Source organism: Limnovirga soli, assembly GCF_013106755.1.
Lineage (GTDB): Bacteria > Bacteroidota > Bacteroidia > Chitinophagales > Chitinophagaceae > Limnovirga > Limnovirga soli.
The window spans coordinates 258,439-274,465 of sequence record NZ_WHPF01000007.1 but is presented as its reverse complement, the minus strand read 5'-3'; the positions used below and the strand labels follow the sequence as shown (position 1 = coordinate 274,465).

Sequence of the window (16,027 nt, the reverse complement as noted above, 5' to 3'; positions counted from 1 at the left end):
GCGAAATTAATTATTAGGTTTCCATTCAACAGCTAATTGTTCTGTTTGCTCTTTGCCGGCTTTTGGTTGTTTAACTGCATTTATAAAAAAACTGTTCCCCGTTTTCCAGCCAGATTGCCGAATAATTGTTTCACTGTCTGAGGTAGTATAAGTAGAAATAAATACCCTTTTTACCTGTTGCGAAAGCGTATCAAGCAATACATCTACTCTTTGAACAGGCAACTCTTTATTTGAAGTGGTATAGCTAAAAGTGTAACTGTTGGTGGTTTCATCGTAAAAACTACTTTCGGTATAGTATTTTTTTACGGTCACATCACTAATATTGGCCTGCAAAAAAGGTTGTGCCATTAATTGCAGGCTTGTTTTACTAATATTGGCAGTATCTTTTTTACCCTGCTCATTGGTATGCACAACAGTAATGGCATAACTACTGTCTATCCCCTTTAATTCATTATTAAAATATTGCTGTATAGGATAAAAAACCGTTGTATCTTTTTCAGAATTGACTGTTGAGGAAGAATTACATCCATACCATAATAAGGCATTACATATTAGGGCACCACATATTTTTTTGTTCACCATACTACTGCATTTTGCAGCGTAAAGATATGCTGCACAAGAGTGCGACGCAAGTAAAGCCTGATACAGGTTTTATTGCCTGGCTAATATTTTTTTCTCTAACATTTATTTTGATTTTGTTGAACCGGGCAATAAATTAAATAGCATCGCCGCTTGCGTCGCACTCTTCAGGTTTCAGAAATTAAATGAGCCAGGAAAACAAACTATCTAAGCGATTTGATAAGGCTTAGTTTAATACCATAATCTATCAGGTATTCTTTGATGGGATAGGAAGAAGACATAGTGGGTAATGCCTGGTAACGCACCTGTGGACCCAATTGCCATCTGTATTTGCCGGCATTATAACCTATATAGGTTTCTACGTTGGCATTTACATTCCAGTTGCGCATAAGCACTGAACCATCAGCATAATTTTTATAATTAGAAGTAATAATAAATGGCTCTTTATCAAAAGAATAAGTAGGCTGAATGGCTGCAGCAATGCCCCATGAAATTTTATTATTAACAGGGCGCCAGTCTACTCCAATTGGCATACTAATTTCATAATACCTATTCTTTAAAACAACTGGATCGCTACCGGGATTGTTTCTAAATGCAGATACAGTATTGATGATATTATTGGCGTCTCTGTTAACCAAAGCAATACTGGCAGGTTCTGTACTATGTACATAAGCATTAATATTGTATTGCCTCATATTAAACTGTAAACCGCTTCGTATAGCAAATTTATTATTGATATTATACCCCAGGGTAAAGCCAACTTCGTATCCGGTGGCGGGCCTGTGTTGAATTACATTATTTACATCCACCACATAATTGGCCTCTAATGGTAATGCTGTTACATAGGATTTGGTTAACTCACCATTTGCATTATCCACCAATCTTCTGTAACTAATAGAAGGCGTTATGAAAAACTGAAAATCCAATTTTGATGAACGACCCCTGATTTTGGATAAAGGAGACCTTTCTTTGGCATCACGTTCGCTTTTATCCATCTTAATAATATTAAGTGTTGGATCGATTTGCGCCCCACCAGATTTTGCTGAATAAGTAGCTAACAATGAAGAAAAATTAGCAGGCAAATGTGTGCTGCCATAAAATTTATGATTGCTTTTTTGTTCAATTACCCTGTTTACAAAATCGCGGTTAAACGCATAAGCGGTAGTAACAAAATTGTTTAATTTATTATTATTGGCCTTTTCTGTGTTTAAAGATGCAATAAGGGTTGGCTGCGCAGCATCGTTTACATTGGTAAGGGATGCAGCCGTATTATTTTGTAAAGCAATAAGCTGTTCCTGTGTTTGATCAACAATTGGTGTGGCTGAAGTAATGGTATTACTTGTAATTTGGCCAAATGAAGTTAATATTTCAACAGTTGTTGCCGGTGACTGTTCTTCTTTGTAAGTTTCTACTAAAGGGGTAGCTACCGCCCTATTGGTAAACCTGGCCAACATAGCACTGCCTGAAATTTTTGTATTGGATTTAGGCTTTTTATGGTCGGTTAAAAGAGTAGCAACAGCAGTAGTATTATTTGATTTTGGAGTATTAAAACCAATTTCGGTATGCGGTTTTAATAAAACTGTTCCAACTACCAGGGCAGAAATAATGAAAATAGAAATAACAGTTAATGCAGGCCATTTTTGATGACCGTGTATTTCCTGTTGAATATTCCCCCATAACTGTTCAGACGGATACATACGAAAGTCGTCTGCTTCGTCTTTGAGGTATTTTTCAAAATCATTATGGTACAACCTGTTACCCATACATTACTGCAGGTAGTTAGTTTTTGATTGCTATTTTTGTTACTTATGCTTAAAAGCAGGTATCCAACCCCGTTCTTCTCCGGGTTTTTCGAGTATCCGCTTTTTAATTAAAATGTTCTCTAACATTACCTTAGCCCTTGTATATTGGCTTCTGCTGGTACTTTCTTCAATTTCCAGCATTTCAGCAATTTCTTTATGATTATAGCCTTCAATGGCATACAGGTTCAACACTGTTTTATAACCAACCGGCAAAAGCCTAATACATTCTACTACCTGTTTTGCCTGCATTAAAGAAGGTAATGTTTCTTCTTTAACCGGAATATATCCTGCATAGGCTATATCCAGACTTTCAGTAAATTTTTTATATTTCTTTAAAAAATTTATACAGGTATGTACAATAATCCTCCTTATCCAACCTTCAAAAGAACCTTTGTTTTGAAAAGTATGTATTTGGGTGAATACTTTGATGAAGCCTTCCTGCAACATGTCCTCCGCATCTTCACGGCTTTGGGCAAACCGGTAACATACAGCCAGCATTTTTGGGCTATATCTGTTATACAGTTCTCTTTGCGAAGAAGGCTCATTTTGCAAGCATCCTACCAATAAAGCTTGTTCAGTCATGCAGGTAAATAATATTACCCATAAATGTAGACAAAAAAAATATTACAATGCTGCTTTGTATAGCAACTATTCCATTTTTTAAAAAACAATTTCCTTTTCAGTAAATCAGTTTATATGAAGAAAAATCCAGGTGGTGTACAATCATCCCCATCAATTGCTAATAAGGATTTTGCAATTGCCACAAATTTGTTAAAATCTCGATTTCTGCCTGAATTAAATCATGGTCATGCTATTTTTGCAACGTTGTAACAAAAATACATTATGAAAAAGCTGACTTTCCTTGTATGCATTGGCATTTGCCTTTCACTTAGTGAGTTAATGGCACAAAATAAAATGGAAGATAATAAAGTCCAGGTATGGCCAAACGTTTTAAATTCAAGCCTGGAAGGTATTGTTACAGATGCCAAAGACAAAACACCATTAGCTGGTGCAACCATTTTTCTGCCAGATGTAAAGAAGGGAGCTATTGCAGATAAAGCAGGATATTTTAAAATACAGGGAATTAATTCAGGACATTATCTCGTAGAAATTTCATTCCAGGGCTATGCTACCATAATAGAAAACATTGATATTGAGGGAATATCAAAGCATGATTATGTATTAACTGCTTCCATTGTGGAACAGGAGGCCGTTACTGTTACAGGTGTATCTTTTGCTACACGTATTAAACAAAACCCACAACCAGTAAGCGTAGTAAAGCATGATGACCTTCTGCATATTACCTCCTCAAATATCATGGATGCTTTATCTAAATCTGTACCTGGTTTATCTGTGTTAACAACAGGTCCCGCCATTTCAAAACCGTTTATACGGGGTTTAGGATATAACCGCGTAGTGATTGTAAATGACGGTGTTAGACAGGAAGGGCAGCAATGGGGCGATGAACATGGTATTGAAATTGACGATTATTCTGTACAACGTGCCGAGGTTTTAAAAGGCCCCGCTTCCTTAATGTATGGAAGTGATGCTATTGCAGGTGTAGTAAATATCCAATCTCAACTACCGGCTCCCGAAGGCAACCTAAAAATTAATGTGCAAAGTGAATTCCAAAGCAATAGTGGTTTAAGAGGTTTTTTTGCCAATATAGCCGGTACCAAAAATGGTTTTAGCTGGAATGCATATGGGGATTATAAAGGCGCACACGACTATAAAAACAAGTACGATGGCTATGTGTTTAACTCCAAATTCTTTAATAAAAATTTTGGTGGCATGCTAGGCTATACTGGCAGTTGGGGAAGCAGCAGGTTATTATTCAGCAGTTTTAACCAACATTTGGGCATAGTAGAGGGTGAAAGAGACGAAGTATCCGGCGCATTTATTAAACCAATTGCAGGTGGAGATAATGCACTGGCAACCGATGCTGATTTTAAATCCATTACACCATTAGTTCCCTTTCAACAAATTAACCATATAAAAATTACTTCGGATAACACATTCAATATTGGTAAACAAAGAATGGACCTGGTACTGGGTTTGCAAAGAAATCAACGCCGGGAATTTGGCAACCCTGATAATACTTCTATCCCCGTTGCATATTTCGATCTAAAAACCATGAGCTATGCACTCAGATACCATATTATCTCCAATAAAAACTTAAAAACTTCCATCGGAGTTTCAGGCATGTATCAAACAAACACCAATCGTGCAGAAGAATCAATTATTCCCGATTACGATCTTTTTGATATAGGCGCATATGCATTTACCCAATACACAAAAGATAAATGGTCATTAAGCGGTGGACTAAGGTTCGATAACCGTCATGTTCAGGGCAAAGAAATGTTTAGCGATGGCTTGCAAAAATTTGATGCATTTGCTACCAATTTTGGCAATATTTCAGCCAGCGCAGGCCTTGCTTATCAGGCAACAAAAGCACTCACTGTTAAAGCCAATATTGCACGCGGTTTCAGGGCGCCCAATTTTGCAGAATTAGCCAGCAATGGCGCTCACGAAGGTACCAACCGGTACGAAGTAGGTAGTAACCTGCTAAAAAGTGAAATTAGTACCCAGGCCGATGCAGGCATAGAACTGGCTACAAAGCATATTTCATTTACCGCCAGTGCATTCTATAATAATATTACCAATTTTATTTTCTACGAAAAAGTAGCCGCTGCAAATGGTGGTGACTCAATATTAGTTGACGAAGAAAGCGGAAACGATTTATATGTATTTCGCTTTGACCAAAAAAATGCGTATTTATACGGATTGGAGTTACATGTAGATATTCACCCACATCCTTTTGATTGGCTGCATTTCGAAAACACATTTTCCTTTACAAGAGCACAGTTTAACCAGCCAGTTGATGGAACCAAAAACATACCTAATATACCTGCTGCCAGACTGGTATCAGAATTAAAAGGCAATTTTTTAGCCAAGGGCAATACCCTAAAAAACCTATATTTTGGTATCACCGGCGATGCTTCTTTTAAACAGGAAAATGCATTTACAGCCTTCAATACCGAAACCCCAACAGATGGATATTATTTAATAAATATTGGCGTAGGTACTGACATTGCGAAAAAAGGTAAAAGCCTGTTTAGCATCCATCTCGATGCCAATAATATTACCGATGTGGCCTATCAAAGCCATCTTAGCCGGTTAAAATATACTGCCATTAATAATGCAACGGGGCGCCAGGGCGTTTTTGGCATGGGCCGTAATTTCAGTATTAAAATAAATGTACCCATTACCTATAAATTGTAAAGAAGAGCCTGAAAATTTAGATAACCAAAAACATTATATAATACCAGCTAATATTTTCATGGCATCGCCTCTTGCGTCGCAATCACTTCATTGTTCCGGTTATATGGCAGCAATAAAACCCAGTATCAGTAATGGTAATAAGGGATTGGGCTACCAAAAATAACAACAAATTTTGTGTAGGTTTGAGGTATGGAAATATCTATCAATACACCGGCATTATTATTTCCGGCCATCAGCTTAATAATGCTGGCTTATACCAACCGCTTTTTGGCACTGGCCAGCAGGGTTAGAAACCTGCACGAAAAGTATAACCGCGAAACCAATAATATTATCATTCATGGTCAAATAAAAAGCCTTAAGTACCGCCTTAAATTAATAAAGAACATGCAGTTTCTTGGCGTAGCCAGTTTTTTACTGGCTATTATAAGCATGTATACTATTTATATAAATCAAATGCAATGGGCACATTTATTTTTTGCATTATCAATTATTTCTTTTGTGCTATCATTAATTATTTCATTGTTGGAAATTATACAAAGTACCAAGGCTCTTGAACTGGAACTAAGCGATATTGAAGGGCTGGAAGATCCTACTATTGTAGAATATCTTAAAAAGAAATTTGACAGGGATTAATGAAGAATGCTATCGCATATTTACTATACGCTGCCGCTGTTGCGAAGTTCTTATTGCTGCATAACATATCAAAAGTACAGGTGTGCGACGCAAGAATGCCCAATAGCATTGATCTGCCGGTTACACAATAACTTAAAACACTTTTAATATGCTTTATTTCAATCAACATTCAGGTAATTACCGGTAAATGCCTGTTTTGGCGTAGGTTTGAAAAAATATTATATCTGAAAAAGCGCTACAAAATATGGTTGAATTATGTAATTGGACCCTTACTGTTTATAGTGCTGGCTTTCTCTATTTATTATAAAGTACAAAACCAAACCAGCTTACAGCAAACCAAAGACATGCTACACGGTGCAGTACAAGGCACTAATGGCTGGCTTATTATAGCCTCATTATTATTAATGTTTTTAAACTGGGGGCTGGAAGCAAAAAAATGGCAGATACTTGTACGCAGGATACAACCGGTAAATTTTTATATGGCCTACAGAGCCATTTTATCTGGTCTTTCACTATCCTTGTTTTTACCAAATGGCCTGGGTGATTATGCAGGCAGGCTGGTATATATGGAAGAAGGCAAACGTTTAAAATCTGTTACCCTAACTTTAGTAGGCAGTATGGCGCAACTGGCTATTACACTTGCTGCAGGTTTGGCCGGTTTACTGTTTTTAAAAGCAAATGCCTGGCAGCATCTTGCGGTATTAGAGGGCCTTTCTTTTTTTTTAATAAATGGCCTTGTATTTATAATTGCCGTAGGCACCTTGCTTTTGCTGTTTTTATACTTTAAGTTAAGCTGGCTAACACTTTTGGTAGAAAAAATACCGTTTGTGTATAGGTATAAATTCATGATAGAAAACCTGGAAAGCATTAGCAGCAAAGATTTAACAAGAATTTTGTTGCTATCCGCAACACGGTTTTGTGTATTTGTCGTTCAGTACCTGGTAATGTTTCATATTTTTAATGTGCAATTACCCTTAGCAGATGCAGCAGCAACAGTTTGTGTGCTTTTTTTGGTATTGGCAATTTTACCCACCATTCCCGTTGCCGATCTTGGAATGAGGGGCGAAGCCGGTTTGCAACTTTTTGGCATATTAACTGTAAATAAGCTGGGTATTGTTGCAACAACGGCAGGAATTTGGATGCTAAACCTTATTTTACCAGCTGTGGCAGGAAGTTTGTTTATGGTAGGTATTAAATTATTCAGAAACAGATAACGTGAAGAAATTTATATTCATTTTTATAGCTACACTAAGTTGGATGCACCTTACAGCAGGGGATGATTTTTGCGGCATTAAAAACAAAACATTTGTTTCCGGCGAAGTTCTTACATATAATGTATTCTATTCTGTTGCCGGATTATATGTAAATGCGGGTAGTGCCAGTTTTACAGTAGGCATGGATAATATAAATAATAAATCATGTTATCATGTAGTGGGCGAAGGCAGGTCCAACTCAAGCTATGACTGGATATTTAAAGTTCGAGACCGATACGAAACGTATTTTGATACCCTTAACATGCAGCCACTAAAATTTATTCGCAATGTAGATGAAGGTGGGTATAAAAAGGTGGAGAATGTTACTTTTAATCAGCAAACCAATACAGCCATTACATCTGCCGGCGTATTTAAAGTACCCAATTGTGTACAGGATGTTTTAAGTTCTATTTATTACGCCCGTAATATAGATTTTAATACCTATAAACCCGAAGACAAGATTCCCTTTAGCATGTTTTTGGATAATGAAGTGTACAACCTCTATATCCGCTACCTGGGTAAGGAAACCATTAAAACCAAATACGGAAAATTTAGAGCCATAAAATTTAAACCGCTACTTGTTAAGGGAACAATATTTGATGGTGGCGAAAAAATGACTGTTTGGGTTTCGGATGATGCCAACCATATACCACTGCGTATTGAAAGCCCAATTGTAGTAGGCACTATAAAAATCGATATGATGCAGTATAAAAATCTGCGTTACCCATTATCTTCTCTTGTAAGTTTCAGGTAATTCTTATTTTGAATTAGTGGCAATTTACTTTGATTTGCTTGATATAAACTGGCTATAGCTATGTATGATTATTAATACAGCTTCGAAAGTTACCCAGGTATATTGTTGATATTCGCCTTGATAATTTTTTGCTGCCTTTGGTTACACAGCACAAGTGTGCGACGCAAGTAAAGCCACAATTGTTTGCAACTGCCGGCTACAATTATAACAATGCCAAATCAAATACCTCTTTATACTTTATGCCTTTTTCGGTTTGTTGCAAGGTGCAACACTCATGCACAGCATCGTGCTCAAAAAACAGGGTATAATTATTTGTTGTTGCCTCGGTTAGGAAGGTATTTTTTTCCTGTAAGGTAGTAAGAGGGAACATATCGTATGCCATTACATAAGGCAAGGGCAGGTGAGCTACCGAGGGTAGCAGATCGGCCATAAAGACAATGGTATTATTGCGATATTGTATTTGAGGCAACATCATCATTCCGGTATGTCCGTTTACAAACCTAAGATTGATATTGCTGTTAAATGCAACGCTGTGCAATTGCCCATCGTTAGTAAATTGGGTAGCAGGGTGTGTTATAAATTGCAGTTGACCACTTTCCTGTATTGGCAAAATATTGTCTTTAAGAAAAGAGGCTTTTTCCCTATTATTAGGTTGGGTAGCCCAGTTCCAGTGGTAAGCATTGCTCCAATAAATGGCATTGCTAAAAGCGGGCACCAGCTTATCGCCTTGGCGGTTAATGCTGCCACCGCAATGATCGAAATGCAGATGGGTAAGTATTACATCGGTTATATCGCTGCGGTTAAAGCCAAGCGCATTAAGCGAGCTATCTAAACTGCTGTTACCAGAAAGATAGTAATGGCTAAAGAATTTTGCATCCTGCTTGGTACCAATACCGTTATCAATTAGTATTAGCCGATTACCATCTTCAATTAGCAGGCAACGCATAGCCCAATTACATAAATTATTCTCATCGGCAGGTACAAGTTTATTCCACATAGATTTTGGTACCACACCAAACATGGCACCACCATCCAATTTAAAAAAGCCCGTATTTATTGTATGTAGCTGCATAAATTAGCATTGACATTGTATACTTGTTATTTGGCTGTTCTTTGTTTATGTAAGGCGCCCAGCAGCCAGATAAAACCAATTATGAAAAACACGATGAGTATTAAAACAGAGTTTTTCATACTACCTGTAATTTCTTCAATATATCCAAAGCTAAAAATACCAATAACGATGGCCAGCTTTTCGGTAAGATCGTAATAACTAAAATAAGAGGCAGTATCTTTTGTATCGGGCATTAGTTTGGCATAGGTAGACCGGCTTAAAGCCTGTATACCTCCCATAACCAAACCAACTGCCATTGCAAGCACATAAAAATACATTTCAGGATCCTCGCCCTGCTCTTTTAAAACGGCAGTATAATAAGCAGCCAGGCAAACAAAAATCCAGAAAATCACTACGCCCATTAATACTTTAAGGTTACCGAATTTTGCAGATAAACGGCTCATTAGAATAGCACCCAAAATAGCAACCAATTGTATAATAACTACTGTTATAATTAGTTTTGTATCATCCAGCCCCAATAACTTACTACCAAATAAAGTAGCAGCTAGCATTACGGTTTGCACCCCCATACTATAGAAAAAAAAGCCCCGCAAAAAACGTTTTAATACAGGCAGGGTTTTTACTTCGTTAAATACTTTTTTTACTTCTTTAAAGCCATCCGTTAGTACATTTATTTTCTTTTTGGCAGTATCAGCAACCTTAGGCAGCCTGGCAAAAGTTATTTGCGCAAAACCCAGCCACCAAATACCTACCAGCAAAAAGGTAATTCTAGGCCCAATCAATGGATTTGATTTTAGCATCAGCACCAGGGCAAAACCTATCATTTGCATAATAACACTGCCTATATAGCCAAAAGAAAAGCCTTTAGCACTAACACGGTCCCTATCTTCCGGCGCCGCAATTTCGGGCAGATAAGCATTGTAAAAAACAAGGCTACCGGCATAGCCGATTGACGCCATCATAAAAGCCATTACACCCAGCCAAAGCAGCGAAACATCATTAAAAAAGAATAATAAAGAACACCCAAATGCCCCAAGTGTGCTGAAGAACTTCATAAAGTTTTTCTTATTCCCTTTGGTGTCTGCAATAGAAGTTAGAATGGGGTAAGATATGGCTACCAATAAATAAGCTGCAGCCAGCGTATAGTCGTAAAGCGAAGAATTTACAAATTTTCTGCCCATAAACGATACTACATCACTGCCATCCGGATTTTTGGTGATAGCAGTGAAATATATAGGGAAAAAAGTAGTGGTTATAACAAGATTATACACGCTGTTGGCCCAATCGTACATGGCCCAACCGTTAATCACCTTCTTCGAAGCAGTTTGCATAATAGCTTTTTTACAAAATAAAATGCCTGCCAAAAATGGCAGGCATGAAAATTAAGCTTTTAATTTATTATCAGCAAGCTGTATAAAATATTATCTAATCTGGTTCATTTTAATCATTAGTAAAAACACAATACCAATGCAAATCCTGTACCAGCCAAATGCCTTAAAACCGTGTTTCTTTACAAAATCAACCAGCATACGCATAGTAAAAAACGCTACTACAAATGCTACCACGTTTCCAATTAATAAGGCACTCATATTATTACCTTCCTTAAAAATAGTAGGGTTTTCCTGTAAAGTAGTCATCAATTTATATAGGGTAGCAGCTGCCATAGTAGGTACAGCCAGAAAGAATGAAAATTCTGCGGCAACCCCACGGCTTAATTTCTGTTGCATACCTCCAATAATGGTTGCAGCACTTCTACTTACACCAGGAATTAAGGCAGCACATTGAAAAATACCGATCATAATACTGTTTAGGAAAGTGATATCTTTCTCATCCTTTATTTTACCGTTACGGAAAATATTGTCGATAAACAATAATACAAAACCACCACCCATAATAGCCAATGCAGTATACAATGGGTTTATTAAAAGTGAATCAATTACCGGGCCCAGTTTATAACCAAATACCAATGCTGGTATAACGGCCACAATAAGTTTTGCATAAAATTTCCAGTCCCTAAAGGTGAAAAATTTCTTCCAATATAAAACAACTACAGCCAGAATAGCACCTAACTGAATAGCAATCTCAAAAAATTGAGTAAACTCATTCTTACCAATGCCCATCAGCGAACTCACCATAATAAGGTGACCGGTTGATGAAACGGGGATAAATTCAGTTAAACCTTCTACAACGGCTAATACTACTGATTGAATTGAAGTCATATTACTTTGATTGGTGTTTGGAAAAGATGATATTGAAGATTTATTAAGATTAAAATAATCTTAAGCAGTTTGCTTGGGTTTTTTAAAGATAGCATACACTTCTACCAGTAAACCAACTACTATTAAAATAGGGGCTATGGTTACACGGGTGGTGCTATATACAACATTGGTATCAAAAACAGCAGGATTTTCATTCTTTCCGCCAGACATTAAAACCATGCCCAACGCTATTACCAGCGCACCTATTATCATCCAGATATAATTCTCTTTTGTAAAAAGAGTATTCATGGGTTTTTGTTTTGTTTCGGTCATTGTGCTGTTTTAAGGCCTGCAAGATAATGTATAATACATTAAAAAGTCAAAACCCTAATTATACAAATATTAAAAAACTACAGTTATGTAAGCTATTCCTTAAAGCCATTTTCTTTGTCTAATACACTTACCAGTAGTAGCCTAAACATTAGTATAAATCATCAAGTTTCATCTTCAAATATTTTATCACACTTCGGTGGGTACTAAACAAAGAAATAGCCACCCCCAATAATATCATGCCACCAAATAAAATAAGGTTTAGTTCAATATCTCTTATGGCTTTTAACTGGGGTATCAGGCTTTCCAGCCAGGTAATCAGGCCAAACAACAACAATACAGAAATTGACGCACTAATCAATCCATTTATAATAGCCCTTATATCCATTGGCTTGGCAATAAATCCCCTGGTAGCACCAACCATTTGCATGGTTTTAATCAAAAACCGGTTACTAAACATGGCCAGTCTTATGGTATTGTCAATACTAAAAATAACAATAATACAAAGCAACACAGATACCACTATAAAAGCTATACCAAATACCCTTGTTTTCTCCGTTAGGCTGCTTACTAATACCTGTGGGTATTGCAAATCGGTAATCTGATTGCCATATACAGCCATTAGCGATGCAGATATTTTATTAAGGCTATCTGTATTCACATATTCGGCACGGGCATAAAAATCAATACTCTCGGGCAATGGGTTATAATCCAGTATTTTGCCCCACTCCTCATTATTGTCCTTATTCCATAACAATTTAGCCTGCTCCTTATCAATATATTTTACATCTTTGGCGTAAGGTTGGGCTGCTATATACTGTTGTATTTTTCCAATGGTGTCCTTGTTTTGCGTACGCAAATACGCGCTTATACGTATATCTTCTTTAAAAGAATTACCTACGCGGCTAAAGTTCAGCAATACCCAACCCATTACCCCCATAATCAATAACACCAGCGATACACCCACTATGCTGTAAATATAATTGGGCTTACTGCGTCTTAACGAAGCTTTTCCTGTTTCCGCCATAAAATCTGTTTATATGTTTAAGCTTTAATGCTGGAAGCGCAAATTTAGTGGATTCGTGTACATTTGCACTCACTCATAACGACAGATTATTAAGCTTAGTATTAGCTAACCTTATTTAACTGTATGTTTAATGGTAATAACTATGGGCCCAACGCCGGTAACAATAGGCATCGCCACTTGCGTCGCACACTTGTACGTTCCGGGCCATACGCAGCAAATACAATAACAGCCTGTTACCTGGATGCAACAGTCAAAAAACAGCATCTTTGCAAAGGCATCCTAGAATGTAATTAAATTATGGAATACGATTTTAGAAAACTGGAAACTTACTGGCAGCAAAAATGGATAGAAACCAACGCATATGCCGTTAGTAATAATAGTACCAAACCAAAGTACTATGTGCTTGATATGTTCCCTTATCCCAGTGGTGCAGGTCTGCATGTGGGCCACCCATTAGGCTATATTGCCAGCGATATTTATTCCCGCTACAAAAGGCTAAAAGGCTTTAATGTTCTGCACCCTATGGGCTACGATGCTTTTGGACTGCCCGCAGAACAATATGCTATTGAACATGGCATTCATCCTGCCATTAGTACAGCTAACAATATCAATAATTTCCGTAGTCAGCTGAACAATATTGGCTTTTGTTTCGATTGGGACCGTGAAGTACGTACCTGCGAACCCAACTATTATAAATGGACACAGTGGATATTCCTGCAGCTATTCAACAGCTTTTATAACAGGCAACAAAAAAAAGCAGCAAGTATAAACAGCCTGGTAGCCATTTTTGAGCAGGAAGGCAATAAACACCATCCCATACCTAATAGCCAATACAGTCCGGCTGTATTTACTGCTAATGACTGGAAAGCATTTAACCACGCAAAACAGCAGGACATACTTATGCAGTACAGGCTGGCTTTTTGCGGCTATGGCGAAGTTAACTGGTGCGAAGCCTTAGGTACGGTGCTGGCAAACGATGAAGTTGTAAACGGGGTTAGCGAACGTGGCGGACATCCTGTGGTGAAAAAGAAGCTACGCCAATGGTATTTAAGAATTACAGAATATGCTGATAGGTTATTAGAAGGCCTGGAAAAAGTGGAATTTAGCGAAGCCATGAAAGAAATGCAACGCAACTGGATTGGCAAAAGTTATGGTGCAGAAATGGATTTTGCTATACTTGACAGTAACGAAGTATTAAAAGTGTATACCACCCGGCCCGATACCATTTTTGGTGTAGACTTTATGGTAGTGGCACCCGAACACGAGATAATAGAAAAAATTACTACTCCAAAACATAAACAGGAAGTGGAAGATTATCTTACTTATGTTAAAAGCCGTAGCGAAAGAGAGCGTATTGCCGAGAAAAAAATCAGTGGATGTTTTACCGGCGCCTATGCCATTAATCCACTTAGTTTGCGCGAAGTACCTGTTTATATCAGTGAATATGTATTGGCTGGCTATGGTACCGGTGCCATTATGGCCGTGCCTTGCGGCGATGAACGAGATCTTCGTTTTGCCAAACACTTTAATATTCATGTAACCAATATTTTGGGCGATTTGTTTAATGGCGAAGATGCGAATGCTACCAAAGATGCTGAGTTATTAAACAGCGATTTTCTCACCGGTATGCTAATGCGTGATGCATCAGAAATTGTAATAACCGATTTGGAGGGCTGGGGCAAGGGCAAACATAAAGTAAATTATAAAATGCGTGATGCCGCATTTAGCCGCCAACGCTACTGGGGCGAACCATTCCCTATTAAATGGATTGATGGCATTGCCTACCCATTAGAAGAAACAGAACTGCCTTTGCAATTACCTCAGGTAGATGAATACAAACCAGGCCCCGAAGGCGAAGGCCCACTGGCCAATATTCCTGAGTGGACAGCCCAGCAGCTGGAAACCAATACCATGCCCGGCTATGCAGGTTCTTCCTGGTATTTTTTACGGTATATGGATCCGCATAATAATGCCGCATTCTGCGATAAAAATGTTAGTGATTACTGGAATCAGGTAGATATTTATATTGGCGGCACCGAACATGCGGTGGGTCATTTATTGTATAGCCGTTTATGGACAAAAGTGCTTTTTGATCTGGGCTTTATCAGCTTTGAGGAACCTTTTAAAAAACTGGTTAACCAGGGCATGATACAGGGCAGTTCCAGATTTGCTTACCGTATAAGGGGTACACAACAATTTGTTTCTGCCGGAGTAAAAGAGCAATACGAAACCGATGCCATACATGTGGATGTAAACATGGTGGATGGTTTTGAACTGGATACAGCAGCTTTTAAAAAATGGCGCAATGGCGAATATGCCAATGCTACTTTTATTTTAGAAGATGGCAAATACATCTGTGGTGCCGAGGTGGAGAAAATGTCCAAAACAAAATACAATACTGTTAACCCGGATGAATTGGTACAAAAATATGGTGCCGATACATTTCGCATGTACGAGATGTTTCTTGGCCCCGTAGAACAAAGCAAACCCTGGGATACCAAGGGCATAGAAGGGGTACACCGTTTTCTTAGAAAATTATGGCGCCTGTTTTTTGATGAAGTAAAGGGTAAGGTTTGGAATGAAGCCGCCCCAACAGATGCCGAATTAAAAGTGCTGCATAAAGCCATTCGTAAAATTGAGGAAGACACAGAGCGCTTTAGCTTTAATACCGCCGTTAGTGCTTTTATGGTGTGCGTAAACGAGCTTAGCGATCTTAAATGTAATAAACGTGCCGTGCTGGAACCTTTGCTGGTAATGCTGGTGCCTTATGCACCGCATATTGCTGAGGAACTATGGAGTGCTTTGGGTAATACCTCTTTAATTCTGGATGCCAGCTACCCTGTGTACGAAGCTAAATACACGGTAGAAAGCGCCAAAGAATACCCTGTTAGCATTAATGGTAAACTACGCACCACTATTAGCATTGCATTGGATGCTACCGAGGAAGAAGTAAAAACAATTGCCTTGAACAACGATACCGTTAAAAAATGGATTGAAAACGCCAACGTTAAAAAGTTCATTTTTGTAAAAGGCAAAATGATTAATATAGTTATTTAGCCGCTGGCTGGCCCTTATGGTATTGGCTGTTTTAAAGCTG

At 38.0% G+C, this 16,027-nt stretch carries 14 protein-coding genes; 6 read left to right on the top strand and 8 right to left on the bottom strand.

Annotation, left to right across the window (positions count from 1 at the left end; translation table 11 throughout):
* Nucleotides 1-6: 6 nt before the first annotated feature.
* The 3 genes from GD597_RS11780 to GD597_RS11770 form a co-directional block, all read right to left on the bottom strand.
* Complete coding sequence (locus GD597_RS11780) at nt 7-582, bottom strand: hypothetical protein (RefSeq protein WP_171608057.1); 576 nt, start codon at nt 580-582, stop codon at nt 7-9.
* A gap of 200 nt (nt 583-782) precedes the next feature.
* The gene (locus tag GD597_RS11775; RefSeq protein WP_171608056.1) at nt 783-2,342 is read right to left on the bottom strand and encodes an outer membrane beta-barrel protein; all 1,560 of its coding nucleotides are present in this window, start codon (nt 2,340-2,342) and stop codon (nt 783-785) included.
* A gap of 39 nt (nt 2,343-2,381) precedes the next feature.
* Nucleotides 2,382-2,963: an RNA polymerase sigma factor gene (locus GD597_RS11770; RefSeq protein ID WP_171608055.1), complete on the bottom strand. Its 582-nt coding sequence runs from the start codon at nt 2,961-2,963 to the stop codon at nt 2,382-2,384.
* A gap of 114 nt (nt 2,964-3,077) precedes the next feature.
* Between GD597_RS11770 and GD597_RS22080 the strand changes: the two genes are divergently transcribed.
* The 5 genes from GD597_RS22080 to GD597_RS11750 all read left to right on the top strand — a co-directional run bounded on the left by GD597_RS22080 (nt 3,078) and on the right by GD597_RS11750 (nt 8,303).
* Nucleotides 3,078-3,212, top strand: a complete 135-nt coding sequence (locus tag GD597_RS22080) for a hypothetical protein (RefSeq protein ID WP_262888855.1) — start codon at nt 3,078-3,080, stop codon at nt 3,210-3,212.
* 12 nt (nt 3,213-3,224) lie between these two features.
* Nucleotides 3,225-5,663, top strand: a complete 2,439-nt coding sequence (locus GD597_RS11765) for a TonB-dependent receptor (RefSeq protein ID WP_171608054.1) — start codon at nt 3,225-3,227, stop codon at nt 5,661-5,663.
* Between the two features lie 189 nt (nt 5,664-5,852).
* The gene (locus tag GD597_RS11760; protein WP_171608053.1) at nt 5,853-6,296 is read left to right on the top strand and encodes a DUF2721 domain-containing protein; all 444 of its coding nucleotides are present in this window, start codon (nt 5,853-5,855) and stop codon (nt 6,294-6,296) included.
* A 248-nt stretch (nt 6,297-6,544) separates the two neighbouring features.
* Complete coding sequence (locus GD597_RS11755; protein ID WP_171608052.1) at nt 6,545-7,510, top strand: lysylphosphatidylglycerol synthase domain-containing protein; 966 nt, start codon at nt 6,545-6,547, stop codon at nt 7,508-7,510.
* Between the two features lies 1 nt (nt 7,511).
* On the top strand, nt 7,512-8,303 hold the full coding sequence (locus tag GD597_RS11750; protein WP_317170307.1) for a DUF3108 domain-containing protein: 792 nt from the start codon (nt 7,512-7,514) through the stop codon (nt 8,301-8,303).
* A 202-nt stretch (nt 8,304-8,505) separates the two neighbouring features.
* Here GD597_RS11750 and GD597_RS11745 read toward each other — a convergent pair whose 3' ends face one another.
* From GD597_RS11745 to GD597_RS11725, 5 genes are all read right to left on the bottom strand, one after another.
* Nucleotides 8,506-9,375, bottom strand: coding sequence for an MBL fold metallo-hydrolase (locus GD597_RS11745; RefSeq protein WP_171608051.1), 870 nt, complete (start codon nt 9,373-9,375; stop codon nt 8,506-8,508).
* Nucleotides 9,376-9,401: 26 nt separating this feature from the next.
* Nucleotides 9,402-10,706: an MFS transporter gene (locus GD597_RS11740; RefSeq protein ID WP_171608050.1), complete on the bottom strand. Its 1,305-nt coding sequence runs from the start codon at nt 10,704-10,706 to the stop codon at nt 9,402-9,404.
* Nucleotides 10,707-10,796: 90 nt separating this feature from the next.
* Nucleotides 10,797-11,594, bottom strand: coding sequence for an undecaprenyl-diphosphate phosphatase (locus GD597_RS11735; RefSeq protein WP_171608049.1), 798 nt, complete (start codon nt 11,592-11,594; stop codon nt 10,797-10,799).
* A gap of 60 nt (nt 11,595-11,654) precedes the next feature.
* Nucleotides 11,655-11,906, bottom strand: a complete 252-nt coding sequence (locus GD597_RS11730; RefSeq protein WP_171608048.1) for a DUF3098 domain-containing protein — start codon at nt 11,904-11,906, stop codon at nt 11,655-11,657.
* A 148-nt stretch (nt 11,907-12,054) separates the two neighbouring features.
* Complete coding sequence (locus GD597_RS11725; RefSeq protein ID WP_171608047.1) at nt 12,055-12,930, bottom strand: cell division protein FtsX; 876 nt, start codon at nt 12,928-12,930, stop codon at nt 12,055-12,057.
* 297 nt (nt 12,931-13,227) lie between these two features.
* On the opposite strand from GD597_RS11725, the gene leuS reads away from it, so the two are divergent.
* Nucleotides 13,228-15,987 carry a leucine--tRNA ligase gene (gene leuS, locus GD597_RS11720; protein ID WP_171608046.1) on the top strand — a complete coding sequence of 920 codons (2,760 nt, stop codon included), beginning with the start codon at nt 13,228-13,230 and terminating at the stop codon, nt 15,985-15,987.
* Nucleotides 15,988-16,027: the final 40 nt, after the last annotated feature.

Excerpts from the sequence above, each read along its gene's own strand:
- GD597_RS11780 (WP_171608057.1), bottom strand. The coding sequence starts at position 582 with ATGGTGAACAAAAAAATATGTGGTGCCCTAATATGTAATGCCTTATTA.
- GD597_RS11775 (WP_171608056.1), bottom strand. The coding sequence starts at position 2,342 with ATGGGTAACAGGTTGTACCATAATGATTTTGAAAAATACCTCAAAGAC.
- GD597_RS11770 (WP_171608055.1), bottom strand. The coding sequence starts at position 2,963 with ATGACTGAACAAGCTTTATTGGTAGGATGCTTGCAAAATGAGCCTTCT.
- GD597_RS22080 (WP_262888855.1), top strand. The coding sequence starts at position 3,078 with ATGAAGAAAAATCCAGGTGGTGTACAATCATCCCCATCAATTGCTAAT.
- GD597_RS11765 (WP_171608054.1), top strand. The coding sequence starts at position 3,225 with ATGAAAAAGCTGACTTTCCTTGTATGCATTGGCATTTGCCTTTCACTT.
- GD597_RS11760 (WP_171608053.1), top strand. The coding sequence starts at position 5,853 with ATGGAAATATCTATCAATACACCGGCATTATTATTTCCGGCCATCAGC.
- GD597_RS11745 (WP_171608051.1), bottom strand. The coding sequence starts at position 9,375 with ATGCAGCTACATACAATAAATACGGGCTTTTTTAAATTGGATGGTGGT.
- GD597_RS11740 (WP_171608050.1), bottom strand. The coding sequence starts at position 10,706 with ATGCAAACTGCTTCGAAGAAGGTGATTAACGGTTGGGCCATGTACGAT.
- GD597_RS11735 (WP_171608049.1), bottom strand. The coding sequence starts at position 11,594 with ATGACTTCAATTCAATCAGTAGTATTAGCCGTTGTAGAAGGTTTAACT.
- GD597_RS11730 (WP_171608048.1), bottom strand. The coding sequence starts at position 11,906 with ATGACCGAAACAAAACAAAAACCCATGAATACTCTTTTTACAAAAGAG.
- GD597_RS11725 (WP_171608047.1), bottom strand. The coding sequence starts at position 12,930 with ATGGCGGAAACAGGAAAAGCTTCGTTAAGACGCAGTAAGCCCAATTAT.
- leuS (WP_171608046.1), top strand. The coding sequence starts at position 13,228 with ATGGAATACGATTTTAGAAAACTGGAAACTTACTGGCAGCAAAAATGG.